Below are 26,440 nucleotides of genomic sequence, written 5' to 3' on the forward strand. Positions count from 1 at the left end.
GCGTCGGCCGGTCTCCACCACGTCCAGGCGACGAGCGCCTGCAAACACATCAATGCTTATGTCATCCATGCCCGCGCAATGAGCTGGATACATCACCTCGACAATGCGGCTGCTATCGGAGGCGTACATTGTATCGGGAGGAACGGCTGCAGGTGCGCAGGCGTGGCGGTCGCAAACGGGCGCTTGGCACGCGGGCACCGATGACGATCCCACAGGGTGGCAACCAGCGCTGGTCGCTCGACTTCGTGTCGGATGCCTTCGCCTGTGGGCGCCGGTTTCGCATTTTTGCGGTGGTCGATGACTTCACCCGCGAGTGTGTCCGGCTTATCGCCGACACCTCGATCTCGGGCCTGCGGGTTACGCGGGAGTTGGACTGGGCGATTGCCGAGCGCGCGCGTCCGGCGATGATTGTCAGCGACAACGGCACCGAGCTGACCAGCATGGCGATCCTGCGCTGGTCAAAGGAACGCAACGTCGAGTGGCACTATATCGCGCCGGGCCAGCCGCAACAGAACGGGTTCATCGAGAGCTTCAATGCCCGCCTGCGCGATGAATGTCTCAACGAGACCATTTTCACCAGCCTGCCACAGGCCAGGTCAGTGCTCGCGGCCTGGAGGCACGATTACAACCATCACCGGCCCCACTCGAGCCTGGGCAATATGACCCCAGCCGAGATGGCAGCCAAATCAGTCGGCAAACCGGTTTGGGGGTTAACCCCCAAACCGGTTGTCATCACGCCCACGGATGGGCATCAATCGGGCCACCGGCTCTACTCATAGGCGGAGGAAGGTCGGGGCTCAGACCACCAGGGTTTTCGAAGCGTCCAGCTGAACTTGTCTTGTCGCCTGGGTCACATCGCCGACAGTAGGCTCGTGCCTTATTGAAATGGATTCGTTCTGTATATTGACCACAACTGGGGAGCTCGGGCGGACCAAACTCCGAAGGCAATGCGACTGATCAACCCGACGCTAGGCCGAAAGGCCGTCACAACGCCTATGAACACACCACTGAATGAGGGATGATCTTATTGTTTTTGAATTATAGCGTTTCGTATTGGTCAACAGCTTCATTAACGTCATCCATCATTATCGCTTTTCCCTCATGAATGATAATGGCTCTGTTGCAAAAGCCTCTGATAAACTCAGAGCTGTGTGATGCCACTATCATCGATCTCTCTTGCCGCTTTTCAAACATTTCAGCGTGGCATTTCCGTTGAAAGTTCTGATCGCCCACAAGAATTATCTCGTCAATCAAATAACAGTCAAACTCGATGGCGAGTGACAGCGCAAAGGCAAGACGGGCGCGCATGCCGGATGAATAGGTCTTCACGGGCATTTGCAACTGTTTGCCCAACTCGGTAAAATCTTCCACGAAACGCCGAATATCGGGATATTCGCGCCGATAAATGCGAGCGATGAAGCGGGCGTTATCTAGACCGGTCAGGCTTCCTTGAAAGCCTCCGGCGAACCCTAGCGGCCAAGAAACCGACATGTTGCGGATGATTTTGCCGGACGTCGGCATTTCAACTCCGCCAATCAATTTGATCAGCGTACTCTTCCCGGCCCCGTTACGACCTAGAAGGCCAACCCTGTCACCTTGTTTGATAACCAAATTGATCCCATTCAGAACCTGTTTGTGCCTCCCACCGTGCGAATAGGATTTACGAATATCGCTGCAAATGATCATTCGACTGTCAATGTCCGGCGCACGCGACGGCAGAGGATGAGTCCCATTAGTATCGCTACCGTCGAACAAACGATCGGATTCCAGATATTATAATAGGCCGTTACCTGGTCGCCCCATATCCCTTTTCGCATCATTTCCATGCAGTTCACAAATGGGGAGAAAAGTAACACTGCTTGGGCGTCGGGCGTCAACCAAGAAACCATGTAAAACAAACCGGAAAAAGGGATCATGATATAGGTTATGACGGGGATGAACTTTTCCATGGTTTCCGACATCTCAGAGAGCGGGGCTATTATAAGGCATAAGGAAAAGCAGAATACAGAATAAAGTAACCATCCAGCGATCAGAAGTCCGATGTCGGATGGAATAGGAAATTGGCCAAAGCCAATGAGAACAACGGCCATAAATAGATAAGCCATCATCCCGCCGAGAACTTCAATAATGAACCGCGCCAGGATGAAATCGACAGTTTTAACTTGGCGGTGATAGAGCAGGCTTTGATTGGCCGTAAAGACGGCTACACTTCGTGACACACCGTGTCGAAACAAAGTTATTGGAATATAACCTGTCGCCACAAAAGCAATAACGCCAACTCCATGCTCAGTAGATCCGTGTGTAAAATGCCATAATAGACCGACTAGGCCAGCAAACAGCAGAGGTTCTGCCATGATCCAAAGGAAGCCGATATTCTCCCGTCCGAAACGCGTAATTAGTTCGCGGATCATCAGGGCATGAACAACGCGAACCTGCATTGACCAACTATTTTGCAATCGAAGTAAGCTACTTTTGGCCATGATCACTCTTCCGGAGCATGCTCAAGAACGCCTACCGTGAACATCCATGCGATGAAAAACAGGCAGAGAGCGGCAGCGAATACAACTAGCACACTGAGCAAACGCTTGGGCAACAGCGGCATATCGGGCATGTTCGGGTCGACAACCCGTTCGAGGTAGAATTGTTGGCGCTGTGCCTCAGCGCGCGCTTGCACAAGAGCGGCATTGGCCGCGTTCATGCTCGCGGTTGCGAACTCCTGTTCAACTAGGAGATTGTCATATCCTCCCATCTTCGACGCGATACCGCTGTCTGTTCCGACAATGCGGCTATCCTGCGAATTGATCTGAACTGTGATAGCGTTAATCTGGTTTCGAAGCGCTGGGATCGAGGGATTACTAGGGGCTACACGTTGCATCAAGTCGAGTTGGGCCTGGAGCGCCGCACGCTGGGCGACCATGCCGTTAGATATTTCAAGTACGCCCCCCGCCTGCTGACCCGGGTCAATTATCGCTTGTGCGTTACGGTATCGAGTCAAAGCAAGTCGTGCGACTTTAGCTCTCTCAGCGGCAAGCTCAACCTGTTTCTGGGCTTCCGCAATACCTTTGGCTTGAGCACGAGCATTAAGCCGGTTGACAAGTTCTTCACTTAACTCCAGCAAGCGCAGATTAATTGCATAAGCATCCTGAGGGTTATAAGCTCGCGCCATTATAGTCGCAGTTCCTGCTTCGGTATCGAAACGTGCATCGACCATATCCCCGTAATATTTGAACAGACTTTCAAAGCTGTCATTAGAAAAGGTTTTGGGGAAACGGGACAGGAAATCGGCTTGATCCGTCGCAAATTTCGATCTGACACCAGGATATTGTTCCAGCGCCTTAAGCGCATCGCGCGACCGCACGAAAGTAAGCACCTCGTTCGTTTGCTCTTGGCCACCAGACATCCCCGTCGTCTGGACCAGATTGGCCAAGGCAGAAATCTGTGACTTCTTTTGGTCCGGACTTTTGATGACGAACCTGGACTCAGAAATGTAGATGTCGGCGGCGATTAAGCCGTAATAAGCCGCCGCCAATATGGTCGGCCCTATGACGAAGAGGAGGAACCAGCGCCTTTTCCTCAGCCACTCCACCACGGCGGATCTCCGGACTGTCGTTTCGGTGTCGATGGGGAACGAGGTATTAACGTTCATAAGTATCTTTGCAGTGCTTTGAGGATATTTGAGCTGCTTAGCGCTAGGCCAACGAGGGGCAATGCGCAAGGTGAAGTAGGAGATAGGGATGCAAGCAGGCGAGGAACTGTTGTTCATTCCTGATTGCCGATGCTAAGCGTGCGGCCTTTGAAGCAAGCGCCGAGATCATAGACAATGCAAGTTAAGAAGTTTGTGTATTTGCCCCTGCTCGCAGGACTGGCGGGATGTGCTACCCTTCCTTCCAGTGGTCCCACGGGTGGACAGATCGAGAAATCGGCGACAGCGCCAAAAGACGGATCACCGATCCAGCTCGTCCAGATCAGCACTATTGCGGATCTGCCAGGCGAAGGCGTTAGCGCGATGCCTGTATCCCTGTTACCCGACCTTACGCCGCCGCCAACTGACCTGATTGGTCCGGGCGATGTGCTAGATATTAATATTTACGAAGCGGGTGTTGCTCTGTTTTCGGGTAACGCTGGGGGCGGAGCAACTGGGGGCCAGATGGCGGCGACGCCCGGTGTGCAAGTGCAAAAACTGCCACCAACACGCGTCAATGATCTGGGCGATATTTCCATTCCTTATGCCGAGACGCTCCATGTGGCGGGCCTGACGGTTGGCGAGGTCGAGTCGATGGTCCGGAATTCCTTGCGGCACCTGTCGCAAAATCCGCAGGTGCTGATCACGCTTAGCCAGACTATCACTAATTCGATCATTGTTGGGGGCGAAGTGGCAAAACCGGGTCGCCTGGTTCTGCAGACTAATCGGGAAACCCTGTCCGATGTGGTTGCCCTTGCCGGTGGCTATCGGGGAAGCGCCAAGGATTTGACGCTACGGGTTACTCGCGGTGGCAAGAATGTCGATGTTCGCATGAACGACTTGGTCGACAATCCAGCGCTGGACGTTCGAGCTTATCCCGGTGACCGGCTGATCCTGATCAACAACCCCCGCACTTATTCAGTGCTGGGCGCGTCTGGGCGGGTGGAGCAGGCGCCCTTCAGCCGGTCGGCGGTGTCGCTCGCCGAAGCCGTCGCCACCGCGGGTGGTGTCAATCCTGGCGTCGGCAACCCCGCCGCCATATTTGTGTTCCGCTTTGTGCGCGACGAACAAGGCAAGGAAGTGCCGATGGTCTATCATCTCAACATGATGAAAGCCGGCTCCTACTTTGTCGCCCAGCGTTTCGCGATGCAGGACAAGGATGTGCTGTATTTCGGCAACGCTGCGGCTAATCAGCCTAGCAAACTGATCCAGCTGATCAGCCAGCTCTTCTCGCCGATCCTGACGGTCACTAGCGCAGTGCAAACGGTTCAGAACAGCAATAACTGATAAAACGGCGTAGATTATCTTTACGGGGTATTATGGAAATCCAGACTTTTGACATTGCGGGTGTTGCTCTCCTGACGCCCCGCCATATTGGCGACGAGCGCGGCTATTTTGCCGAGACGTTCCGCATTGATCTCTTTGCTACACGTGTCGGCGACCATGATTTTGTTCAGGACAATGAGTCCATGAGCGCCAAGGCGGGTACGGTGCGGGGGCTGCATTTCCAGAGCGAGCCTCATGCACAAGGCAAGCTGGTGCGCTGCACTGCTGGTGCTTTGTTCGATGTTGCAGTGGATATCCGCCAAGGGTCGCCAACTTATGGTCGGTGGGTCGGCGAAACACTGACACCCGCTACTGGCAAGCAACTCTGGGTTCCGCCGGGCTTTGCCCATGGTTTCTGCTCGCTCGAACCGAACACGGTTATCTGTTACAAAGTCACCGACTATTACAGCGCTGAATGCGATAAGGGCCTAGCATGGGATGACTCTGCGATTGGCATAACTTGGCCCGATATTGCCGACCCTGAGACCCTCTCTGCCAAGGACCGCAAGCAGCCGCTTCTGTCCCAATCACCTCCCTATTTCTACCTGGAGCGAACAATCTGATGCGTGTGATCGTTACTGGCGGTGCCGGATTTATCGGCTCGGCCTTGGTTCGCTATCTGGTGCTGGAGGAGGGCTACGACGTCCTGACCATCGATGCGCTGACCTACGCCGGATGCGAGGCCTCGCTCAAGGAAGTTGAAGGCCGCAATAACCATCGCTTTCTGCACGCCAATATCTGCGATCGGGCGGCGATGGACGAGGCCATCACCGGCGTCAAGCCCAACCGCATCATGCACCTTGCCGCCGAAAGCCATGTCGATCGCTCGATCACCGGAGCATCTGATTTCATCCAAACCAACGTCGTGGGCAGCTTCACCCTTCTAGAAGCCGCGCGCGCCTATTGGAACGGGCTTGAGGGCGATGCTAAGGCTGCGTTCCGTTTCCTTCATGTTTCGACCGACGAAGTCTATGGCTCGCTGGGCGATGAAGGTCTGTTCGAGGAAACCAGCCCCTACGACCCCAGTTCACCCTATTCAGCTTCGAAGGCTGCGTCCGATCATCTCGCTAAGGCGTGGCAGCGCACTTATGGCCTGCCCGTGGTCGTGTCGAACTGCTCAAACAATTACGGGCCGTACCACTTCCCTGAGAAGTTGATCCCTCTTACCATTCTTAACGCGCTCGAAGGCCGTCCTCTGCCGGTCTATGGCAAAGGTGAGAATGTGCGTGACTGGCTTTATGTCGACGATCATGCCCGTGCGCTCGACATCATCATTGAGCGCGGCGTGCCCGGCGAAACCTATAATGTTGGTGGCCGAAACGAGCGCAAGAATATCGATGTCGTGCTGCGTATATGCGAAGTGCTTGACGAACTGGTTCCCGTCGGCAAGCCGCGCGCGGACCTGATCGAATATGTCACTGACCGCCCCGGCCATGACGCGCGTTACGCCATCGATGCCACCCGCCTTGAAACCGAACTAGGCTGGCGCGCGCAGGAGAATTTCGACAGCGGGATCGAAAAGACGGTGCGCTGGTATCTGGACAATGAATGGTGGTGGCGTCCGTTGCGCGATCAGTATGACGGCCAGCGGCTGGGGCTGGCGCAAACCGCCGCTGCCAAGGATGCTGTAAAGGCATGAGGATAGCTGTCACTGGGCAGGTTGGGCAGGTCGTCACTAGCCTGGCCGAGCGCGATGCGGCTGCTGGGCATGAGGTGATTGCGATCGGACGACCGCAACTGGACTTAGCAGACCCCAAGTCGGTCATGCACGCACTGGAAGCCGCCGCTCCTGACGCAATTGTATCGGCAGCCGCTTACACTGCCGTAGACAAGGCGGAGGGCGAGCGCGACCTTGCCCACACGGTAAATCGAGCGGGTGCAGGGGCCGTAGCGCAGGCGGCCAAGACGCTGGGCGTGCCTTTGGTGCATGTCTCGACTGACTATGTATTCGACGGCGCGCTGGACCGCCCTTATGTCGAGAGCGATGCGACCGGGCCAACCGGGGTCTATGGCGTGTCCAAGCTGGCGGGCGAACAGGCCGTGCTCGCGGCTCATGGCGACAATAGTGCGATCGTGCGGGTAGCATGGGTGTACAGCCCGTACGGTGCGAATTTCGTCAAGACTATGCTGCGCCTAGCAGGTGATCGGGACGAAGTGTCGGTCGTTGCTGATCAGGTTGGCAATCCCACGAGCGGGCTCGAGATAGCGGACGGTATCCTTATGGTAGCTACTAATCTGGTAGCCGATAGCAACCCAGCCCTGCGCGGCGTGTTCCATATGACGGCGCAGGGGGAAGCAAGCTGGGCGGACTTCGCCGAAGCCATCTTTGCCGCATCGGCTGCGCGGGGTGGCCCTTCGGCTTTGGTGCGGCGGATCGGTACAGTTGATTATCCCACACCCGCCACCCGGCCTGCCAATTCGCGACTCGACTGCGGGCTGATTGCGCGGGTTCATGGCGTTGCTCTCCCGAACTGGCATGGGTCGCTCGACACCGTGATCGCGCGGCTTATCGCCGATGCAAACTGAACGATCTCAAAGGAATTATCAATGAAGGGCATCATTCTGGCGGGCGGCAGCGGCACGCGCCTTTATCCCATGACGCTGTCGACGTCGAAGCAACTGATGCCGGTGTATGACAAGCCGATGATCTACTATCCGTTGACCACGCTGATGCTGGCGGGGATTCGGGAGGTGCTCATTATTTCTACCCCGCGCGATCTGCCTGCATTTCAGGCGCTGCTGGGTGACGGATCTGCATGGGGTATGACCCTGGAATATGCGGAGCAGCCCAGCCCCGACGGTCTGGCACAGGCCTATATCATCGGCGCCGATTTCGTCGCGGGGCAGCAGTCCGCGCTAATCCTTGGCGACAATATCTATCATGGTCATGGCCTGCCTGAAATTCTTGCCAATGCCTCGTCGCGCAGCGAGGGGGCAAGCGTCTTTGCTTATCATGTCCATGACCCCGAACGCTATGGCGTGGTCAGCTTCGACGATGCCATGAAGGCGGTCACCATTGAGGAAAAGCCGGAAAGTCCCAAGTCGAACTGGGCGGTCACGGGCCTTTACTTCTATGACGAGCAAGTGGTCGATATCGCGGCGAACATGAAGCCCTCGCCGCGTGGCGAACTGGAAATTACCGACGTCAACCGCGTCTACCTGGAACGCGGTGACCTGCATGTCGAGATCATGGGCCGTGGCTATGCCTGGCTCGATACGGGAACGCCGGACAGCCTGCTCGACGCCGCGGAGTTCGTGCGGGTTCTGGAAAAGCGGCAGGGCTTCAAGATTGCCAGCCCGGAAGAAATTGCTTTTCGTCAGGGTTTCATCGACGGGCCGCAGCTGGAAAAGGCGATTCACAAGCTTGGAAAGTCCGATTATGGCCGCTATCTGCGCGGGATATTGGCGGAACGATAAAGCCATCAGGGTGCGCTTAGACGGCACACTTCGATCGCGCGGCCTTTGGCTTCGACGCGTATCTCATAGTGGTCGTTCTATAGAACATCGGTGATATGGGGTGGGATGAAGGCGACGACGTTCGTTCCGTTTCGTCGGCGGAGGCTGTCGAAGAGGATGCCTGCCTGTCCCTCGGCTGGGACGGCCTCTCCAAAGCGGGCGTAGGCGCAGATGAGGGCTTCGATCCGCTGCCGCATCAACGGGAGGCGCTCGGCCGCGCGACCAAGGAGATAGACACGCTGCGCCCCGGCGGCGCGAAAGACATGCGTATCGCGACGAACAAGGATCCTGCCCTTATCCGCGACGCCACCGATGGTCACACCGGCCGTGCGATCCAGGCGATGATGGCGGAAGGCGAAATCCGCAATGATGGTATCGACCGCGCGAACCGCTTCGTCGCCACCTGGCAGGACAAGGCCCGCCAGCTCAAAGCGCTGGAGCGCCAGGGCGATGCCGATGCCATCTGGACCGCAAAGCAGGACATGCATGCGATGCCAAGGCGCTGTATCGCGCCCCGCAGCTCGAGTCGCTGCTGCGCAATCGCACCCGGAACCTTGGCCTCGCGTCTCAGAAAGGCGCGTCAATTTCTCAAGGCCTCCAGCAATGGCTCGACCGCTCGCGTAACCTGGGGATCGGACTGCAGGGTCCCATCCCATGACCGACATCCCAGCCAATCCGCCATCGCCGATGATCCTACCCAGGCCTTTGACGGCCTGCGGCAGGAGATATCACTACTCCACACCGCCATTCGAGGGCTGACGGCCACGCGGGAGAAGATACACGATTACACCCCCGACGCTGGGGGCGATCGGCAAACAGCTTGGCGTTATGACCGCGAGCATAGAAGCCGCTGGCCAGGCCCCGGCGGTGAAGCTGACGCCGACCGTCATGGTGCGCGAGCTTGCCAAGGCGGCCATAGATGTGCGCGCTGAAGACAAGCGGCAGATGGATGAAGTCCGAGCCGTGCTGCACCAGTCGATTGGTCGGCTCGAGAGGATTGCCCTGCGGGCGCGGATTACGCAGCACCAGTGCAAACGGGAGGTAGCCATCGGCGGCGGCGCTTTTATCGCCGGCATCCTGCGCTGGTCGTTTCTGCCGGGCGTGATCACCAGGTCTCTGCCGGCAAGCTGGCATGTGCCCGAATAGATGGCGGCGCGGACGTTGGGGATCGAGGAAGGAGCTATTCTGCAGTTGCGCAATAGCCCTGCGATCGATCTACGGAATGCCGGGTCGCCTCGCCAGGAATGAGGTCACTTTGCACGAAGGCAAATGTCCTTAGAATTTTTCAGTATGACCGGTTTGCGCCGATTGTGTTGAAAAAGTCTGCGCGCGAAATTTTCGTGCGCTTGAGGCACCAGATTGAATCGGCTTCGACACGTAATTGAACCTATGTGTTGCGGCGAACGTAATGGTCGGAAGAAAATTACGCATCGTTCCGGGAGGTCGGCTTTTTCAACACAATGGGTCGATTGCTGCGCTTCGCTCTCGTTGAAAGGTGCGGTAAGCGTCGCGAACGTATCGGTCGTTCGAACCTTCGCCTGATCTTCCCGGAAGCAGCCGTTGGTTTATATTTCCCGGGACGCCCGACCGTTGGACCGCCTATTATTGGCCCATCATGCTTCGTCACCATGACAGGCGGACGCTCGTGGCAGCGTTGATGCCTTCGCCAATGTTGGTCTGAGTTTGGTCTGAGTACAGTATTTGGTATTGAAAAGGTGGTTGGCGTTTCAAGTGAAAGTCACCTTGCGTCCACCAACCAGTATGTCGAACCGAAAGCCCGCGTTGACCGTGGTATACACCTGCAACCGGATATAGCGGCGATTGACTTCGTCCAGTGAAGACCCAACCGTCTACCCGACAGAGGGCAGGCCGTAGTTCCTATGACAACAATCAGGTTTCGCTTCGTTCTCCTGCGTAATAGCCTTCCTCTGCATAGCTGCCGGGAATCAGTCGTGCAAAGGATGGTATCGCCCAACTGCCGTCGGACCTCTTGCAAAGATGGAGTACGATGTGTCGCAGACAAATGAAGACCGGATTCCCGTATTAATCGCGTTCGGAGAAATCAACGATCGGCCCGCCATAGAGACCGAAGGTCTGGATTCCATCGGCCTTATGCTCGCCGCGTTGGAAGAGGCAGAGCAAGATTTGGGACAAGCGATTCTCGACAAGCTTGATTGGTTGGGGGTGGAGGATCAGATATCCTTCCCCGATCCCGCGCTGCATGAAACACTTGCTGCGCAGCTGCCTAAACTTCCGGACATCCGCGTAAAGACCTATGAAGCGAGCGGTGACGGCCCAATCCAGTTGGTGCAGGATGCAGCCAATCTTATCGGCGAAGGCAAAATAAGGCTGGGCGCCGCAGTTGGCGCAGAGGCCATGCGGACAGCCACAAAACGCGCGCAAGCGGCTGTGGCAGCGGGCAATCCTCCGCCCAAAGACATCGTTGGAGCAAGCGCCGCCGCCGGTGCGCCGCCCATTGCCCGGCAGCATGGCCTGTTTACGCCGACCGACGTGTATCCGCTTTACGAAAACGCGACACGCGCAGCATGGGGCCAGACACTGGATGAAGCCCAGATGGAGAGCGCGACAATCTGGTCGAAGTTTTCCGAAGTCGCTGCCGCCAATCCCGCTGCCTGGCTGCGCAAGGCCGTGGCACCTGAAGTTATCGCCGAACCCACGGCAGACAACCGGATGATCAGCTTCCCCTATACCAAGCTGATGGTCGCCAATAGTTCAGTCAATCAGGGCGCGGCGGTTGTCGTAGCCAGCCTGGCCATGGCGCGCGAACTGGGCGTGCCCGACGACCGCATCATCTATATTGGCGCAGGCGCGGCGGCGCATGAGCCGGACGATTACCTGAAACGCGACAGCTATGCGCATTCCGCCAGTTTGGAAACGACGCTGACGCAGGCGCTGGCGCTCAACGCATTGCGCGCCGATCAACTCGATTGTGTGGAACTTTATAGCTGTTTTCCCTGCGTGCCGAAGATGGCGCGGCGCGTGCTGGGCTGGCCGGCAGATCGGCCCGCGACGGTCTATGGCGGGCTGACTTTCGGTGGCGGGCCAATCGGCAATTGCATGATGCATGCGATGGCGCGGATGATCGCCCGTTTGCGGGATGGCGCTACCAACGGTCTGATCGTCGCCAATGGCGGCTATGCGACGCACAGCCACAGCATTGTCCTTACGCGAAACCCCGTTCCTGTCGGCACTTTCCCACAAGACTATAATGTTCAGGCGCAGGCCGATACGAGGCGTGGACCGGTCCCCGATCTGATCGAAAGTTACGAGGGCGCGGCGCAGATCGAAACCTATACTATCCCCTTCGATCGTCATGGCCAGCCACGCCATGCGACCGTTCTGGCTCGCACGCCGGAGGGCGCGCGTTTTCTGGCGCATGTGCCAGGCAGCGATACGGCAATGCTCGACCGGTTGATGGACAGGGAGCGGGAGGCGGTCGGCCTTTCGGGCTTTGCCACCGTTGGCGCTGACGGAAAGATTATGTGGATGGGATAAGAGTGAATCTATGAGTGGCTTCATGCCGCCGAAGGCCGCACTCTCTCATCCTGAATGATAAGATAAGTTCTCCGGGGAAGCCGCGCAAAAGCGGCCCCGGCATTGATGGGAGAGTGTCATGGCCGAGTTGGATATTCGCAAGATCAGGATATTCGTGGAAGTCGCGCAGCAGCGATCCTTCATCCGCGCGGCAGAACATCTCCATGTGGCCCAGCCATGGTTGTCGGTGCAGGTCCGCCAGTTGGAGGAACAGATCGGTTTCGCCCTGTTTCATCGCAATCGTAATCGTGCAGTGACGCTAACGCAGGAAGCGGAGGCATTTCTTACCCATGCGCATCATTATCTGGATGCGGCACGCGAAGTGCTCATGGCGGCAAAACATATCAAGGGCATGCTGGGCACCAGTTTGCGGATTGGCGCCCCAGAGTTTTCGGCTGCAATCGGCGAGCGCAAGGCCGTCATCGATGCAATCCTTAACGCACGACCCGACATAGAGCTGGAAATCGTCAACGGGTGGTCCTGCAGCCTGATCGAACAATTGCTCGGCGAAGATATCGACCTGGCATTTTTGCTGGCGCCATTCGCTACCGAAGGCCTGCAGGTCATTCCCTTGCGTCGGTATAGCTATGCGATGCTGATGACGAGGGAACAGGCCGCGCATTATGGTCCGGCGATTACCGCGTCCGACCTTACCGGAATGCATGTCGCGACCTTTCGTCGGCACATCAACCCCGCCCTTCATGACCATATGCTTTCCCATCTGGAGGAGCACAAGGCCGTTGTGCATTATCTTCAGGAACCAAGCATGATCGGTATCCAGCACTATGTCGACGATGCGGGCATCGCGGCTTTGACTGGGGAATGGCAAGTGTTCACGGGGCAGGTTGCGGAGCACCTGACACTGGTGCCGCTGGCGGTGCCGGGATTGCATTTCGACTTGTGCATCGCGCGGCGAAGCAATGATTCCCGCCCCGGTATCGGCGCATTCTGGGAAATCGCCCGAAGTCTGCGTGCGCACTGAAGTTGATACGAATCTCGTCTCAAAAAGGCAAAAATACATATTAGACAGCGTCGGCATGTCCCATCAAACTGCACCCATGAGACGGGAACCATATCCGTCGAAAATGCAATCACAGGTGAGGACTGCGCTATGAAGCACGGCGTTCCGCGTTAGCGGCAGGGCGGCGTATCCGCCCTTACAGTTAAAAATCCCCATAGCCGGTTCGATCCCCATGTGTGCCCGCACATGGCAGCGACGCCGCATGTCTTCATCCTCCTGAGGAGCCTTCCATGAGTGCACTTGATGACGTCGTTCTGTTTGAGAAAGTTGGCGAGAATGCCGCCTTGATAACGCTCAACCGGCCCGAAAAGCGCCATGCGGTGAATGGTGCGGTGGCGCGACGCATCGATGCACTTGTCAAGGAAACCGAAGCCGACGATGCCATCCGCGTCGTGGTCATCACGTCGAGCGGCGGGCCGACATTCTGTGCGGGAGCCGACCTTTCCGAAGTAGCGGCAGGGCGCGGGAGCGATCTCAGCACGCCTGATGGCGGCTTTGCTGGCCTGGTGGAATCCCGCCGCGCAAAACCCTGGATTGCGGCAGTACGCGGCAGTGCGCTGGGTGGTGGTCTGGAAATTGCGCTGGCCTGCGACATGCGTGTCTGTGCCGACAGCACGGTCTTTGGCCTTCCAGAAGTGAAACGCGGGATCATGGCGGCCGCTGGTGGCGTCTATCGCTTGCCGCGGCAAGTTCCGCGCGCAATCGCCATGGAGATGATCGCGACGGGAGAACCCATCGATGCCGCACGCGCGGCGCATTTCGGATTGGTGAATGCAGTCGTCCCTGAGGACCAAGTGATCGCCACCGCACTGGATTATGCTAACCGCATCGCGGCGAACGCCCCCCTTTCAGTGCGCGAAAGTCTGGCAATTGCGCGGGCCGTGCAGGAAACGCCGGAAGCAGAATTGATCGATCGTACGCATCGGGCCGTCATGATCCTGATGACGAGCGAGGATGCTGCAGAAGGTCCGCGCGCCTTCGTCGAAAAGCGTGCACCGGTCTGGAAGGACCGATAACCATGTCGGCCGAGCCGCAAAGCCATGGTGCGTTCGACCGCCACCCGCTCGACAGATTGTTTCGGCCACGTTCGGTCGTTCTGGTCGGCGCTTCGGAAAATTCGGCCTGGTCCCAACTTATCCACGGCAATCTGGTGCAGATGGCATATCCAGGCGCGATCTATCTGGTGAACAAGCGCGGTGCGGCTGCGCACGGCCAAGATGCGGTAACGTCCTGCACCTTACTGCCTGCAATACCTGATCTTGCCTATATTTTCGTGCCGACGGAGGCTGTGGCCGATGCACTGCACGATGTTGCGGCAGCGGGCATTCGTCACGTCATGATCCTGTCTTCGGGCTTTGGCGAAGCAGGCGCGAAAGGCGCTGCCCTGCAACATAACATGGTTGATATCGCCCAGGCCAATGGCATCCGCTTTATGGGACCGAACTCGCTCGGTTTCATTAATTACGCCGATGCAATCGCGGTGTCGCCTTTCCCTGTCGAAAAGGACTACGTGCCCGGGACACTCGGCATCGTGTCGCAAAGCGGCGCAACGACCAATGTCATTGCGGGCTTTGCACAGCAGCAGGGTATTGGCCTGAGCTATGCTATTGCGACCGGCAATGAAGCCGATGTCGGCACAGCGGAAGTTGTCGATTTTCTGGTTGCCGATCCCGCCACCAGCGTCATTGCGATTTTTGCTGAAACGATAGGCGACATGGCCGGTTTCCGCGCCGTTGCGCAACAGGCGAATGCCGCTGGCAAGCCGCTGATCGTCCTCAAGGTGGGACGCACCGAACTGGCGACGCAACTCGCGCAGGCCCACACGGGATCGGTGACGGGGGACGATCGCGTGTTCGATGCAGTGTGCCTGCAGGACAATATAATCCGTGTCGACACTATCGAGGAACTGGTCGTTACCGCCGGGATATTGTGCCACACAGGCCCGATCGAAGGATCGCTCGGCATCATTTCCATTTCCGGCGGCGCGTGCGAGATTGTGGCGGACACCGCCGATACCGTTGGCCTGCCCCTGCCTGCTTTCGCACCGGAAACGAACGCCGGGTTGCGCGAGATGCTGCCCGATTTTGGATCCGTTTATAACCCGCTCGATGTAACCGGCGCAGCGGTACGCGATCCCTCGCTATTCGAACGTATTCTGACGCTGCTTGCCCACGATCCGGCCATCGGCCTGACGGCCTGCATATATGACCTGCCGCGCGGACCGGACGACTTCGACAACGCGCAGGCGCTTGCTTGCATAGGACGCGGCCTTGCCGCGGGGCAAAAGCCGGGGTTGCTTATCAACCAGTCCCTCCGCCCGGTCAGTGCCCATTCGCGTGCGGTAATGGCCCGCAATGGCATAGCGGCCGTCACCGGCGGACTGGACCACGCCGTGCGCGGTCTAGCCCACGCCGTTCGCTGGTCACGCAATCGTGACAGTGGTGACAAGTCGGAGGCCGTGCGCCGTCCAGTATCGTCGGGAGCGCGACCGCAGTCCGAGCTTGAGGCTTTGGCCTATCTTTCGAAACAGGGCGTGCCGGTGATCCCGCACCGGCTCGTCCTTGCTGCTGGCGAAGCGATAGATGCATGGCAGGCTATGGGTAGCCCGGTCGTGCTCAAGATCGCTTCGCCGGCCATTTTACACAAAAGCGATTTCGGGGGCGTTTGCCTTAACCTGAATGACGCTGCGGCGATCGAGGAGGCCTTTGACGGCATCATCGCGGCGGCGCGGGTCGCGTATCCCGATGCCCCAATCGATGGATGTCTCATCGCACCGATGCGCAGCGACGGTATAGAGATGTTCGTCGGTACGGCACGCACCGCCTGGGGACCGGCGATCGTTACTGGCCTTGGCGGCATATGGATCGAGGCGCTGGACGATACGAGTCTGCGTCTGTTGCCGATCACGCGGCAGGATGCGCGCGACATGCTCGACGCCTTAAAAGCACGCCGTATCCTTGGCGGCTATCGCGGTGGGCAAGCGGTGGATCTGGATGCATTGGCGGATGCCATCGTCGCGATCGGCGATGCTGCATTGGCGCTTGGTCCGGATCTTGTCGCGCTGGAAGTCAATCCGTTGCGCGTGCATGGCAGCCGGATCGAAGCGCTGGATGCGTTGCCGATCTGGGACGATGCCGCGTGATTTCCACCGGCGCCTCCGACATATCAGGCGGCGTGGAGCCTCGTCGGCGCGTTGCGCCGGCGGCAGGATGGTACGCTGTCGGACTTCTCGCGGCATGTTTTACTTTTTCCTACATTGATCGGCAGATTTTAAGCCTGCTCGTAACGCCAGTTAAGGCGTCGCTAGGACTCAGCGATACCCAGATCGGGTTGCTGCAAGGGGTCAGCTTCTCGATCTTCTATGTCGCCGCAGCTCTTCCGCTGGCTCGACTGGCAGATCGGCGCAACCGGTCGCACATTGTGGCGGGCTGCGTCGGGGTGTGGAGCGTCATGACGATGCTGTGCGGAATGGCGGGCAGTTTCTGGCACCTGATGGCAGCGCGCATCGGCGTAGCAGTCGGTGAAGCGGCCTTGCCGCCGTCCGCGCTGACGCTGATGGCGGACCTGTTCGACCGGGCGAACCTAGCGCGTGCGACCGCTATCTTCATGCTGGCGCCTTTCGTGGGCGGCGGGATCGCGCTGGTAGGCGGGGGCGCACTTTATGCAGCAAGTGCCGACTGGGCGATGCCGGTCATTCCCGGCATCGGTGCGGTGGAAAGGTGGCAGGCGGTCTTCATACTGGTCGGTCTGCCGGGCCTCATCCTCGCGCCGCTAATCCTTCTCACCTTGCGCGATCCCCGCGTCGTGCGCCCGAATGTCGAGAATGACGGTTCTTTGCGCAAACTCTGGGCGTTCATGTTCAGCCACTGGCGGTTCTGCGGCAGCTACATCCTTGCAATCTCGTTGATGGTAACGCTGCTCAACGCACATATCGCCTGGATGCCCTCCGGCATCATCCGAACCTTTGCGCTGGATGAAGCGGCCATGGGCGCAAGATTTGGCCCCATCTATCTCGTCGCAGGCGCAAGCGGTACGATCGTCGCCGGCTGGCTGGTCGCGCGCGGCGATGCCAGTGCTATGCTCACCCGCACGCTGCGGTTGATGCGGCTGGGCGCTATGATCCTGCTGGTCCCGGCGCTCGGCGCCCCGCTACTGCCGACATTGCCGCTGATGCTAGCTTCTCTAGCGGTTGCGATCTTCTGCACCAGTGCGATCGTCAGCATGGGTTCGATCCCGTTCCAGATCATCGCACCGACCGATTTGCGCGCTCAGACCATTGCTGTGACATCGCTGGCCGCCGCCTTGTTCGGCACCGGGCTGGGCCCGCTTCTCGTCGGCATGTTGAGTGATGCTGCGGCTGCTCTGAATGTGCCGCACCCTTTGATGGCGGCCCTTTCTCTGGTTGGCGGCGTCACAGTGTCGATCGTCATCGTCCTGCTTTCCATCGCCATAAACCATCGCGGCGGCGTCGCGCCCCGATCGGATCAACAAGAAACGACGCATGAGGATGGCTTTACAGAAAGGGTAAGATCATGAAATCTATCTTGTTTGCGGGTGTAACTGCGCTGGCCATTATGTCTCCGTCGGTAGCGGTGGCGCAGGCGCCTGCATCGGGTGCACCGGCCGATGCCGAAGCCCCACAGGGCGTCGGACTGGCCGACATTGTGGTGACGGCGCGCCAACGCTCAGAATCGCTTCAGGATGTGCCTGTCGCGGTCGCGGCCATGAACGCTGATATGATCGAGCGGGCCTTCGTTCCCAATGTCGATGCAGTCGAGCGCTTCATGCCGAACGTCGAACTGGGAAGGCATCCGTTTACGGGCGGCGGCATGTCCGCATCGATCCGTGGGGTCAGCTTCGGCGATCTCGATCGCGCGTTCGAACCGGCGGTCGCCGTATCGGTGGATGGAATCTTCCTCGCGTCCAATACCGGCGCGATGATGGACACGTTCGACATCGCCAGCCTGGAAGTGCTCCGCGGTCCGCAAGGTACGCTCTTCGGTCGCAACACGATCGGTGGTGTCATCAGCATCAAGCGCACCCAGCCGACCATGGACTGGGGCCTCAAGCTCCAAGGGACGATTGGCAGCTACGGCAATCGCGAACTACGCGGCATAGCCAATATCCCCATTGTAAAGGATGTCGTCGGCTTGAAGGTCGGTGGCTATATCGAACGCAGCGATTCCTACACGCGCAATTACGTCACCGGAAAGCGCGACGACGGCATCGACAAGAAGGCGATCTTCGGCGCGCTGAGGATCGTTCCGAACGATGTGTTCGAGGCAACATTGTCGGTCGATCACATCAAGGACGATTCACAATATCCCGGCCTTGTGCCCATTTCGGCCGATAACCAGGCATTCTGCGTCAACTTCGGTGCATGTCTTTCGACATTGGGGCAGGTCGCGAAGGATAGCGGATACAAGCTGTCCTTCTCCCAGACCCCGTTTACCGCGACACTCGACAGCACAGCGGTTACGCTCAACATGAAGCTCGATACGGGCGCCATCGCGCTGGAATCGATCACTGGCTACATGAAGCAGAAAGACGCGCTCTCGATTGAAAACTCCGGTGCGCTGGATCGCGCCAATGGTGCGGCGACGTTCGTATCGACCCGTAACCAGAAAGCGATGCAGTTCAGCCATGAATTGCGCGCGATCAGCGACTTTGATGGCGCATTCAACTTCGTTGCCGGTGCATATTACATGCGCTCAACGTTTGAACTGCTAAGCCAGCAGGTCCGTGTAGCGGGTGCGCTCTCTCAGAACTTTACAGCAGGGCAGAAGCTGGACGCTTATGCCGCTTATGCAGAAGGCTATCTGGAGGTCGTTCCCGATCTCAACCTGACGGTTGGCGGGCGCTATACGGTGGAGCAGAAGGCATTCACGATAACCCATTTCGGGCCCGGTGCTTCCAGCGCAGTGATCTTCACATGCCCCGATGCAACCTTGCCCGGCGGTGGTGCGCTGGAATCCTGTCGCGATTCTAAAGTGGAATTCAAAAAGTTCACGCCACGGGTCTTACTCGACTACCGCTTCTCCCCCGACGTGATGGTCTATGGCGGTTGGTCACGCGGCTATCGCTCTGGCGGGTGGAACAGCCGCGCGACTGTGGCGACGGCGGTTGGTCCTTATCGACCGGAGACTGTCGATAGCTATGAACTGGGACTGCGCACCAGCTTCCTGCAAAACAAGGGGCGATTCAACCTGACGCTGTTCCATGCCACGTACAAAGACAAGCAGGAAGAAGTCATCACGGCATCGCCGCTCAATCCACTGGTGACGCAGACGTTGGTAGAGAACGCAGCGTCCGCGAAGATCAAGGGGTTGGAAGGCGAACTGGAGTTTCTGCCTTTCAAGGGTCTGCGTTTGCGAGGGGCGCTGGGCTATATCGATGGGAAATATGACGAATTTCTGCAAGGGGGTGTAGACGTCAGCGCCAGCCGTAACCTGCGTTATGCACCAAAGTGGTCGGTCAGTTTCGGTGGCGACGTCACCATTCCTATGGGTAACGGCGAAATTCAGATGAACGCCAATTACAAATGGACGGACCGCTTCGCCACTGCTGTGGTTCGCGATACTCTTGGTCTTAATCGGGATTTTATCAGTGATTATGCGACGGTGGATGCAGCCATCGGGTATCAGGGCAAACTCGGCTCCGGGCGTTCCACATACAAGGTCGCTGCCTTTGTGAATAACGCGTTCCATAATGACGGCAGGCTCTATCGTAAGGTAATCACCGGACCGTTTTCCTTTGCCAGCCAGGAAGCTGGGCGAACCTGGGGCTTGGAACTGACCTTTACCTATTGATGCCGTGATAGTGTCACAATAGGTTTGTTGGAAGCGTCATTTACATTGCCGAGACAGCGCCGATGAAGCTTAACTAGGCTTTATCGGCGCTGTCGTTTTCGGACGCGGACTCGTTCCTATTCTTTCGACATGCCTTACTCAGCACTTGGCCCGCATATTGGGACAGACGCTCAGAGCAGGCTGATTGGAAATTTCGTAGGTCACGCTACGTCATGACATCTGCCGCCGACTGATAACTGGCTGGCGCCACAGGCTGCTCGTTAGAGCAACAGCTTTCGGAAACGGCTTCCCCACCATATCCGGACCACGACACCGCTTTGCTGGACCGCCAACCGGATATGGTGGCTGAGATTATGATCCATTAATAAGCCACACGGTCCACGAGGGGGCAGATCACCCCCGCGCGTGGCGCTTCACTCCCCTCCTCGCCCGCTCGCTTTTGGTGTCGGTTTAGACGCAAGGGGGCAGTGTCACTTTCCCGCGCTATCCTGCGGGATTCAGGCAGTTTCAAGGCGCGGGCCGAAAACGCATTTAGACGCACCGATCAGCAAACCTGGGTAGCGTCGCGTATGTCCGCTTTTACGCGAATGCCAAACGACATTTGATGCGTATCTGCCCGACCGATAGATGGGGGTGACGGGAAAGTTCTTACATTTCTTACCCGGCACTCAATCCCGCCCTATGTGACTGAAAGGATAAGGGAAATAAGTAAGACGCTCCACCTTACCTCGTCTTACCTTTGCACCAGTATTTTCTTACCTCACTGATTTAATTGATTTTTATAATCATCAAGATCGGCAAGGCAACCCTGATCGTGGTGCAGAGCCTGCACAGTTTCGTAAGTCCCCAGCGCGTCCGTGGTTAGGCAGCCTGAGAGAGGCGTGCGCACGGGCGGCATTATTCTGCCCATGCCGCCATCAGCACTCTGCGCTTCTCGAAGAACTCGGTGCGGCGGTAGGCGGCCTCTACCTTGTTCTCGACGGCATGCGCCAGCGCTGCTTCGGCGACCTCGCGTGGGACATCGGTCTTGTCGGCAACCCAGTCCCGGAAGCTTGATCGGAAGCCATGCACGGTCACCGGCACATCCATACCGCGCACTAACTGCAACAGCGTCATGTCGGACATCGGACTTTTGGGCTTTTGTCCGGGGAACACCAGATCGCTGCAGGCCATGCGGAAGCGCGCAGCCTGTGCGAAGATCTCGGACGCTTGCGGCGAAAGCGGAATTACGTGCGCCTTGCCCATTTTCATGCGTTCGGCAGGAATGGTCCAGATCGTTCGATCTTCGTTGAGCTCGCTCCGGCGCGCACCGCGCACTTCGCCCGATCGCGTGGCGATCAGGATCAGGAGCTCTAGGTGGTGTGGACACTTATCGTAGCCATAGCACGATGGCGGCGAGAGTGACGACGGCTCGACAGTTTCGGGCGGTTTTTTTCGAAGCGGGTGGCAACGCGGCGGAACTGCTTGAGTTTGGAGAAGCAGCATTCGACGAGATGGCGCTGGGCGTAGAGCTGCTTGTCGAGCGGGTGTTTGGAGGCTCGCGACGGATTGTTGGGAATGACGGCAAGCGCGCCCTTGTCGGCGATGGTCTGCCGCAGGGCGTCGGCGTCATAGGCGGTGTCAGCCATGACGACGTCGGCCGGTAGCCCCTCGATCAGGGCGGCGGCCTGCGGCGCGTCGCCCTTCTGGCCAGCAGTCAACGTGAACCGTACCGGACTACCCAGCCCCCGCACGGCCATGTGGATTTTGGTGCTCAGCCCGCCGCGCGAGCGACCAAGGGCTTGATCTTCAGACCCCCTTTTTTCGCCCCGGCAGCGTGCTGGTGGGCGCGGATCACGGTCGAATCGATGATCAGATATTCGAAGTCCGGATCATCCGACATCGCTTCGAATATCCGCCACCAGACCCCTTTGGCGCTCCATCGACTGAAGCGGCGGAATGCACTGTTCCAGTCGCCGAACACCTCGGGAAGATCGCGCCATGGCGATCCCGTTCGCACAATCCACAACACCGCTTCGACGAACATCCTATTGTCGCGACCCGTCGAACCCTTCTGGTCAGGCCGACCGATGATCAACGGAGCCATGCGCTCCCATGCACCGTCGCTCAGAACCAAGCGATCCATCACACCCAAAACTGCCTCCCCAAAAGCAGCCTTGAATCAGAACTCAGCGCAAAAGGGAATCCTTAGTGTCCACACCGCCTAGTGCCAGCCGACTGATGCTCAGTTTGCGATCCTGCAGATCGAGGAGGAATGCGGCACCTACGCGTAATCCATTGCGGCGAAATGGCCATCCTTGCGCGGCTGTCGCGGCAGGCCTTTGGCAAGGGATCGCATCGGTGCCTCAGACGTCCGAAAGCCTTTGACATAGCACCAGTCCAACACAGCCCCGATCCGCTGCTTCACGCGTCGCGCCGTTTCGGGAATCTCGAGCCAGATCTCCGCTAGCACATCCCGGATCAACGGGCCCTCGATCCTGTCCACTTTCAGGTCGCCCAGCATGGGCCACGCATGTTTCTCCAGCGTCGTCAGCCACTGGTCGCCATGCTTGCCGTTCTTCCAGCCTTTCTTCTGTTCAGCGTGAACGGTCCGGCAGGCTTCGGCAAAGGTCGGAACGACAACCGCAGGCTTGCTGTTCCGTTTGGCTTCCAGCGGATCTATCCCCTGGCGGGCGACCTTGCGTATCTCGGCAGCCTTCTCGCGCGCTTCTCGCAAGGATACATCCTTTGCATTGCCAAGCCCCAACCCACGGCGCTTGCCATTGACCTGAACGCGCAGCAGCCAGTTCTTACCGCCGGTAGAGCTAATGTTCAGAATCAAGCCGTCCGCATCAGAGTAGCGGCCGGGCGCGGTGAGGGTCTTGACCTGCAGGGCTGTGAGCTTTGCCATGGCCAGCATGATAATCGCAGCGGCGCCTCTTGGGAAGCGCCTGCCCCACACTTTACCCCACACTCACTCGCGGTAACAGGCGAACAATGGCAGACGACCAAGAATACAGAATGGCTATTTTCCATGCATTTCCAAAGCCATATGGACTTTGGTGCACAACAGAAAACAGGAAGTTGGCGGAGCGGCAGGGATTCGAACCCTGGATACGCTTTTGACGTATACTCACTTTCCAGGCGAGCGCCTTCGACCACTCGGCCACCGCTCCGCATTGCACTGGAAGGACGGCTCCCTATCGTGGGTAGGCAGCATAGGCAAGAGGCGTGGTGTTGCGCTCCCGCTTTACTTTGCTGGCGCTTTGCCGTTGATTGGCGCGATGCGCTTCTCCCCCGCCTCTTTCGCTGCAGTGATTGCGATGGTCATGGCTCTGTCCGCCACGGCCCAAACTCCTGCCTCGCCGGTCATCACGCCCAATTCGGTGGTCGCAGATTCGCCAGCCAGTGCCTGGAAGGCCATCCCGGCGGACGACATTCTGGTCATGACGCTTGCGGGCAACAAGCGCGTGGTCATTCAACTGGCGCCGTGGTTTTCCCAAGGGCATGTCGGCAATATGCGGGCGCTAGCCAAAGCGCATTGGTGGGACGCGACGAGCATCTATCGCGTGCAGGACAATTACGTCGTCCAATGGGGCGACCGCTCTGAGAAAAAACCTCTGCCAGCCGGTATGAAAACGCCTCTGCCAGAAGATTACAGCATTCCCTATCGTCAAACGCTGGGCATGGTGCAGCTGCCTTTTCGAGATAGCTACGCGCAAGTGGCAGGGTTCATCGATGGCTGGCCCGTGGCGACGGATGGCAAAGCCGCATGGATGACGCATTGCTATGGCTCTGTTGGTGTCGGCCGTAACGGTCCGCCGGATGCCGGAACTGGGGCAGAGCTGTATGCCGTGATCGGCCATGCGCCGCGCCAGCTCGATCGCAACATCGCTGTCGTGGGCCGTGTGATCGACGGTATGGCCAATATGGCCAGTCTGCCACGGGGCACGGCTGAGATCGGCATGTACGGGGCGGAACAAGTGCCTACTGCGATACTATCGGTGCGGTTGGCGAGCGATATGCCGGATGCAGAGCGGCCGCAATTTGAAATGATGGACACCGCGTCGAAGAGCTTTGCGGATTACATGCATGTTCGTGCAAACCGGAAAGATGATTTCTATATCGCGCCGGCTGGCGGTGTAGATGTGTGTAATGTGCCGGTTCCGATCCGTACAAACCCGCTGAAATAGAGCCCTGCTGCTGCCCAGATGCCATAGACCAGCCCGGTCAATGCGCTATGGCAATGTCGCGCTGCTCCGCAGTAATATCGCATCGGAGCGCGCCAGCACAACGAGCGGCATCCCCGCCTCCGCCGCGCGCTCCGTGGCTAGCGCAGTCGGCGCCGAAATAGTGACGAGCAGGGGACACTGACTCAACACCGCCTTTTCCACTATCTCGTACGAACAGCGTGACGAGAGCAACGCAAAGCCTCCCTCCCAGTCGGCCCCCGAAAGCGCCATCGCTCCGATCAGTTTGTCGAATGCGTTGTGCCGTCCGACATCCTCGCGCACCAGCCGGATTGCGCCGTCCGGACTGACCCATGCGGCGGCATGAGCGGCCCCCGTTGCGGCATTGAGCGGCTGATGAGCGGCCAGCGCATCCAGCGCGCGGAAAATGGCAGCGCGGTCAGCCCGGACCTGCGTCGTTACGCGAGGCAATGGCCGGATGGCCTGCTCCAGATTTTCGATGCCACATATGCCGCAAGAGGACTCCGACGCGCGATGCCGCACCCGCTCGATCAGGGCGGGCATGCTGGCCTGCGGCAATGTAGCGCGCACGACAATGCCCTGTGCGGTGCGATGGGTGTCGACATCGAACGTCCCATCCGTTGGCCCTATGAGCCGCTCAGCCAATGCGAAGCCCAACACCAGATCGCCGATGTCGCTCGGCGTCGCCATCAACACCGCGTAGCCGATGCCGTTGAACTCGATTGCCACCGGAACCTCTTCTGCGAGCATGCGGTCGATCGCCTCCACCCCGCCATCAGGTGTCAGCCGCTCGAACGTCAGCTCGGTAAGCGCCGCGCCGCTTTCGTCATGAACTATCATCGCCTGGCGCTCATCCGGCATCGCGTTGACCGACCTCGCTTATCGTTTCCGGGTTTCGAAACATCGTAGAAGTCCACCATATGGATTAACCAGCGAATACGACAGTGCGGTGCCCATTGATGATTGCCCGGTCCTCCAGAAACAGAAGCACTGCACGCGACAGAACCCGACGTTCGATGTCCCGCCCCTTGCGAACGAGATCGTCGGCGGTGTCGTCATGGCTGACCCGTTCGACATCCTGTTCGATGATCGGACCTTCATCCAGATCCGCCGTCACGAAATGCGCGGTGGCCCCGATAAGCTTTACACCACGCTCATGTGCCTGATGATAAGGTTTGGCGCCCTTGAATCCGGGCAGAAAGCTGTGATGGATATTGATGCAGCGTCCCGACAGGAAACCCGCCAGATCGTCGGACAGTATCTGCATGTACCGCGCAAGAACGATAAGGTCGGCGCCAGTCTCTTCGACAATAGACTTGATCTGCGCCTCCTGCTGCGCCTTGGTGTCCCTCGTCACAGGCAAGTGATGGTAGGGGATGTCGCCAACATTACTGACCGACAACACCGCTTGCGGATGGTTGGAAACGATGCCGACGATATCCATCGGCAATTCCCCGAGGCGGTGGCGGTAGAGAAGATCGCCAAGGCAGTGATCGAATTTCGAGACCAGAAGCAGCACCCGCTTTTTGCGCGAAAGATCACGCAAAGACCACGCCATATCGAAGTGCTCAGCGACCGGGGCGAAGTGATCGGAGAGGCGCGTGTCAGCATTCGCTTCCGCAGTGAATTCCACGCGCATGAAGAAGCGCCCGCTTTCCAGATCGTCGAACTGACGAGCCTCCAGGATGTTGGCACCTGCCTCAAACAGATTGGTAGCAACGCTGGCGACGATGCCAGGCACATCGCAACAGACCAGGGTCAAAACATAACGAGGTACGTGGCCAGTCTCTGCACGATGCATCGACGGAAGCCCGGAATCCGAAATCACACTCACTCTTTTACCACCCTCCTCGAACGCGCCGACCCACTCTTACCGTATCTCCAACCTTCTCTAAGGTCGCCCAGCCGAAACTTCATTCGACCCGCGATCCCTAGCCGTTCGGCAATGCCGGAGGAACCGATTTTGCGAAAATGCGCGCTGGACGGGATCCAACGGGCAATGCGCGACCGGGCATCCCTTTGCGCTGCCCCGATGATAGATGGAGGAGAACTCGGCAAAGCGGTCATGAAGTGGTTGTCATCTTTCTGTGCCTGGCTCATTGAAGGCTTCGTCGGAGCGGCTGGGCGGGCGTAGACCACCCATTTGCCACCCTTCCTATTTTATGGACCCATCAGGAGTTGATGATGAAGACCCGTGCTGCCGTAGCCTTCGAAGCAAAGAAACCTCTTGAGATTGTCGAACTCGATCTTGAAGGCCCCAAAGCGGGCGAAGTTCTGGTCGAGATCATGGCGACAGGCATCTGCCACACCGACGCCTATACGTTGGACGGTCTTGACAGCGAAGGCATCTTCCCTTCGATCCTTGGGCATGAAGGCGCAGGCATCGTGCGCGAAGTCGGTA

Annotated in this window: 22 protein-coding genes, 1 tRNA gene and 2 pseudogenes; 15 read left to right on the forward strand and 10 right to left on the reverse strand. The window is 58.3% G+C overall.

From position 1 onward, the window contains the following. Positions 1-80 precede the first annotated feature (80 nt). Positions 81-779 (forward strand): annotated as a pseudogene (locus tag LQ220_RS22735) (IS3 family transposase); the annotation flags it as partial. Between the two features lie 259 nt (positions 780-1,038). Here LQ220_RS22735 and LQ220_RS22740 read toward each other — a convergent pair. Genes LQ220_RS22740 through LQ220_RS22750 form a run of 3 tightly spaced genes read right to left on the reverse strand, consistent with a single transcriptional unit; the run spans position 1,039 to position 3,646 of the window. Beyond that, on the reverse strand, positions 1,039-1,686 hold the full coding sequence (locus LQ220_RS22740; RefSeq protein ID WP_230190345.1) for an ABC transporter ATP-binding protein: 648 nt from the start codon (positions 1,684-1,686) through the stop codon (positions 1,039-1,041). Next, on the reverse strand, positions 1,683-2,480 hold the full coding sequence (locus LQ220_RS22745) for an ABC transporter permease (protein WP_230190346.1): 798 nt from the start codon (positions 2,478-2,480) through the stop codon (positions 1,683-1,685). Before LQ220_RS22745 ends, LQ220_RS22740 begins: the two co-directional genes overlap by 4 nt. Before the next feature lie 2 nt (positions 2,481-2,482). Continuing rightward, positions 2,483-3,646 (reverse strand): capsule biosynthesis protein, encoded by a 1,164-nt coding sequence (locus LQ220_RS22750; protein WP_230190347.1) that lies wholly within the window; start codon positions 3,644-3,646, stop codon positions 2,483-2,485. A gap of 174 nt (positions 3,647-3,820) precedes the next feature. Between LQ220_RS22750 and LQ220_RS22755 the strand changes: the two genes are divergently transcribed. Genes LQ220_RS22755 through rfbA form a run of 5 tightly spaced genes read left to right on the forward strand, consistent with a single transcriptional unit; the run spans position 3,821 to position 8,425 of the window. Next, on the forward strand, positions 3,821-4,969 hold the full coding sequence (locus LQ220_RS22755; RefSeq protein WP_230190348.1) for a polysaccharide biosynthesis/export family protein: 1,149 nt from the start codon (positions 3,821-3,823) through the stop codon (positions 4,967-4,969). Between the two features lie 32 nt (positions 4,970-5,001). Then, positions 5,002-5,571: a dTDP-4-dehydrorhamnose 3,5-epimerase gene (gene rfbC / locus LQ220_RS22760; protein ID WP_230190349.1), complete on the forward strand. Its 570-nt coding sequence runs from the start codon at positions 5,002-5,004 to the stop codon at positions 5,569-5,571. Continuing rightward, the gene (gene rfbB, locus LQ220_RS22765; RefSeq protein ID WP_230190350.1) at positions 5,571-6,647 is read left to right on the forward strand and encodes a dTDP-glucose 4,6-dehydratase; all 1,077 of its coding nucleotides are present in this window, start codon (positions 5,571-5,573) and stop codon (positions 6,645-6,647) included. Before rfbC ends, rfbB begins: the two co-directional genes overlap by 1 nt. After that, positions 6,644-7,534, forward strand: coding sequence for a dTDP-4-dehydrorhamnose reductase (rfbD, locus tag LQ220_RS22770; RefSeq protein WP_230190351.1), 891 nt, complete (start codon positions 6,644-6,646; stop codon positions 7,532-7,534). Before rfbB ends, rfbD begins: the two co-directional genes overlap by 4 nt. Positions 7,535-7,555: 21 nt before the next feature. Beyond that, positions 7,556-8,425, forward strand: coding sequence for a glucose-1-phosphate thymidylyltransferase RfbA (rfbA, locus tag LQ220_RS22775; RefSeq protein ID WP_230190352.1), 870 nt, complete (start codon positions 7,556-7,558; stop codon positions 8,423-8,425). Between the two features lie 77 nt (positions 8,426-8,502). Here the strand turns inward: rfbA and LQ220_RS22780 are convergent, their stop codons facing one another. Then, positions 8,503-8,952, reverse strand: a complete 450-nt coding sequence (locus tag LQ220_RS22780) for a hypothetical protein (RefSeq protein ID WP_230190353.1) — start codon at positions 8,950-8,952, stop codon at positions 8,503-8,505. Between the two features lie 340 nt (positions 8,953-9,292). Between LQ220_RS22780 and LQ220_RS22785 the strand changes: the two genes are divergently transcribed. The 7 genes from LQ220_RS22785 to LQ220_RS22815 all read left to right on the forward strand — a co-directional run bounded on the left by LQ220_RS22785 (position 9,293) and on the right by LQ220_RS22815 (position 19,849). Further along, a complete protein-coding gene (locus tag LQ220_RS22785; protein ID WP_230190354.1) occupies positions 9,293-9,610 on the forward strand; it encodes a hypothetical protein in 318 nt (105 codons plus the stop codon). 864 nt (positions 9,611-10,474) lie between these two features. Further along, positions 10,475-11,980, forward strand: a complete 1,506-nt coding sequence (locus LQ220_RS22790) for an acetyl-CoA acetyltransferase (protein WP_230190355.1) — start codon at positions 10,475-10,477, stop codon at positions 11,978-11,980. A gap of 118 nt (positions 11,981-12,098) precedes the next feature. Beyond that, on the forward strand, positions 12,099-13,001 hold the full coding sequence (locus tag LQ220_RS22795) for a LysR family transcriptional regulator (protein WP_230190356.1): 903 nt from the start codon (positions 12,099-12,101) through the stop codon (positions 12,999-13,001). A gap of 269 nt (positions 13,002-13,270) precedes the next feature. Next, complete coding sequence (locus tag LQ220_RS22800; protein WP_230190357.1) at positions 13,271-14,056, forward strand: enoyl-CoA hydratase-related protein; 786 nt, start codon at positions 13,271-13,273, stop codon at positions 14,054-14,056. Positions 14,057-14,058: 2 nt separating this feature from the next. Further along, positions 14,059-16,182 (forward strand): acetate--CoA ligase family protein, encoded by a 2,124-nt coding sequence (locus LQ220_RS22805; RefSeq protein WP_230190358.1) that lies wholly within the window; start codon positions 14,059-14,061, stop codon positions 16,180-16,182. Continuing rightward, positions 16,179-17,576: an MFS transporter gene (locus LQ220_RS22810; RefSeq protein ID WP_230190359.1), complete on the forward strand. Its 1,398-nt coding sequence runs from the start codon at positions 16,179-16,181 to the stop codon at positions 17,574-17,576. The genes LQ220_RS22805 and LQ220_RS22810 overlap by 4 nt, the downstream gene beginning before the upstream one ends. Further along, positions 17,573-19,849 carry a TonB-dependent receptor gene (locus LQ220_RS22815; RefSeq protein WP_230190360.1) on the forward strand — a complete coding sequence of 759 codons (2,277 nt, stop codon included), beginning with the start codon at positions 17,573-17,575 and terminating at the stop codon, positions 19,847-19,849. Before LQ220_RS22810 ends, LQ220_RS22815 begins: the two co-directional genes overlap by 4 nt. Before the next feature lie 897 nt (positions 19,850-20,746). Here LQ220_RS22815 and LQ220_RS22820 read toward each other — a convergent pair. From LQ220_RS22820 to LQ220_RS22835, 4 genes and pseudogenes are all read right to left on the reverse strand, one after another. Continuing rightward, positions 20,747-21,166 carry a site-specific integrase gene (locus tag LQ220_RS22820; protein ID WP_230190361.1) on the reverse strand — a complete coding sequence of 140 codons (420 nt, stop codon included), beginning with the start codon at positions 21,164-21,166 and terminating at the stop codon, positions 20,747-20,749. A gap of 52 nt (positions 21,167-21,218) precedes the next feature. After that, a pseudogene (locus LQ220_RS22825) lies at positions 21,219-21,983 on the reverse strand (IS5 family transposase). A 129-nt stretch (positions 21,984-22,112) separates the two neighbouring features. Next, positions 22,113-22,739: an integrase arm-type DNA-binding domain-containing protein gene (locus tag LQ220_RS22830; protein WP_230190362.1), complete on the reverse strand. Its 627-nt coding sequence runs from the start codon at positions 22,737-22,739 to the stop codon at positions 22,113-22,115. Positions 22,740-22,913: 174 nt separating this feature from the next. Continuing rightward, positions 22,914-23,004, reverse strand: a tRNA-Ser gene (locus LQ220_RS22835). A 147-nt stretch (positions 23,005-23,151) separates the two neighbouring features. On the opposite strand from LQ220_RS22835, the gene LQ220_RS22840 reads away from it, so the two are divergent. Beyond that, a complete protein-coding gene (locus LQ220_RS22840; RefSeq protein ID WP_230190366.1) occupies positions 23,152-24,021 on the forward strand; it encodes a peptidylprolyl isomerase in 870 nt (289 codons plus the stop codon). Between the two features lie 45 nt (positions 24,022-24,066). On the opposite strand, the gene fdhD is transcribed toward LQ220_RS22840, so the two are convergent. Beyond that, positions 24,067-24,879: a formate dehydrogenase accessory sulfurtransferase FdhD gene (gene fdhD, locus LQ220_RS22845; RefSeq protein WP_230190363.1), complete on the reverse strand. Its 813-nt coding sequence runs from the start codon at positions 24,877-24,879 to the stop codon at positions 24,067-24,069. 85 nt (positions 24,880-24,964) lie between these two features. Continuing rightward, positions 24,965-25,840: a formyltetrahydrofolate deformylase gene (purU, locus tag LQ220_RS22850; protein ID WP_230190364.1), complete on the reverse strand. Its 876-nt coding sequence runs from the start codon at positions 25,838-25,840 to the stop codon at positions 24,965-24,967. 383 nt (positions 25,841-26,223) lie between these two features. On the opposite strand from purU, the gene LQ220_RS22855 reads away from it, so the two are divergent. Continuing rightward, positions 26,224-26,440: alcohol dehydrogenase catalytic domain-containing protein (locus LQ220_RS22855; RefSeq protein ID WP_230190365.1), on the forward strand; the 217-nt coding region annotated here is incomplete at its 3' end.

It is taken from the genome of Sphingobium sp. CECT 9361 (assembly GCF_918741285.1).
GTDB lineage: Bacteria > Pseudomonadota > Alphaproteobacteria > Sphingomonadales > Sphingomonadaceae > Sphingobium.

Bases quoted from the DNA above. Each gene is read 5' to 3' on its own strand.
- LQ220_RS22800 (WP_230190357.1), top strand. From the start codon at position 13,271: ATGAGTGCACTTGATGACGTCGTTCTGTTTGAGAAAGTTGGCGAGAAT.
- rfbC (WP_230190349.1), top strand. From the start codon at position 5,002: ATGGAAATCCAGACTTTTGACATTGCGGGTGTTGCTCTCCTGACGCCC.
- LQ220_RS22815 (WP_230190360.1), top strand. From the start codon at position 17,573: ATGAAATCTATCTTGTTTGCGGGTGTAACTGCGCTGGCCATTATGTCT.
- fdhD (WP_230190363.1), bottom strand. From the start codon at position 24,879: ATGATAGTTCATGACGAAAGCGGCGCGGCGCTTACCGAGCTGACGTTC.
- LQ220_RS22840 (WP_230190366.1), top strand. From the start codon at position 23,152: ATGGTCATGGCTCTGTCCGCCACGGCCCAAACTCCTGCCTCGCCGGTC.
- rfbB (WP_230190350.1), top strand. From the start codon at position 5,571: ATGCGTGTGATCGTTACTGGCGGTGCCGGATTTATCGGCTCGGCCTTG.
- LQ220_RS22785 (WP_230190354.1), top strand. From the start codon at position 9,293: ATGACCGCGAGCATAGAAGCCGCTGGCCAGGCCCCGGCGGTGAAGCTG.
- LQ220_RS22740 (WP_230190345.1), bottom strand. From the start codon at position 1,686: ATGATCATTTGCAGCGATATTCGTAAATCCTATTCGCACGGTGGGAGG.
- LQ220_RS22750 (WP_230190347.1), bottom strand. From the start codon at position 3,646: ATGAACGTTAATACCTCGTTCCCCATCGACACCGAAACGACAGTCCGG.
- LQ220_RS22755 (WP_230190348.1), top strand. From the start codon at position 3,821: ATGCAAGTTAAGAAGTTTGTGTATTTGCCCCTGCTCGCAGGACTGGCG.
- LQ220_RS22805 (WP_230190358.1), top strand. From the start codon at position 14,059: ATGTCGGCCGAGCCGCAAAGCCATGGTGCGTTCGACCGCCACCCGCTC.
- purU (WP_230190364.1), bottom strand. From the start codon at position 25,840: ATGCATCGTGCAGAGACTGGCCACGTACCTCGTTATGTTTTGACCCTG.
- LQ220_RS22795 (WP_230190356.1), top strand. From the start codon at position 12,099: ATGGCCGAGTTGGATATTCGCAAGATCAGGATATTCGTGGAAGTCGCG.
- rfbA (WP_230190352.1), top strand. From the start codon at position 7,556: ATGAAGGGCATCATTCTGGCGGGCGGCAGCGGCACGCGCCTTTATCCC.
- LQ220_RS22780 (WP_230190353.1), bottom strand. From the start codon at position 8,952: ATGCATGTCCTGCTTTGCGGTCCAGATGGCATCGGCATCGCCCTGGCG.
- LQ220_RS22745 (WP_230190346.1), bottom strand. From the start codon at position 2,480: ATGGCCAAAAGTAGCTTACTTCGATTGCAAAATAGTTGGTCAATGCAG.
- rfbD (WP_230190351.1), top strand. From the start codon at position 6,644: ATGAGGATAGCTGTCACTGGGCAGGTTGGGCAGGTCGTCACTAGCCTG.
- LQ220_RS22830 (WP_230190362.1), bottom strand. From the start codon at position 22,739: ATGGCAAAGCTCACAGCCCTGCAGGTCAAGACCCTCACCGCGCCCGGC.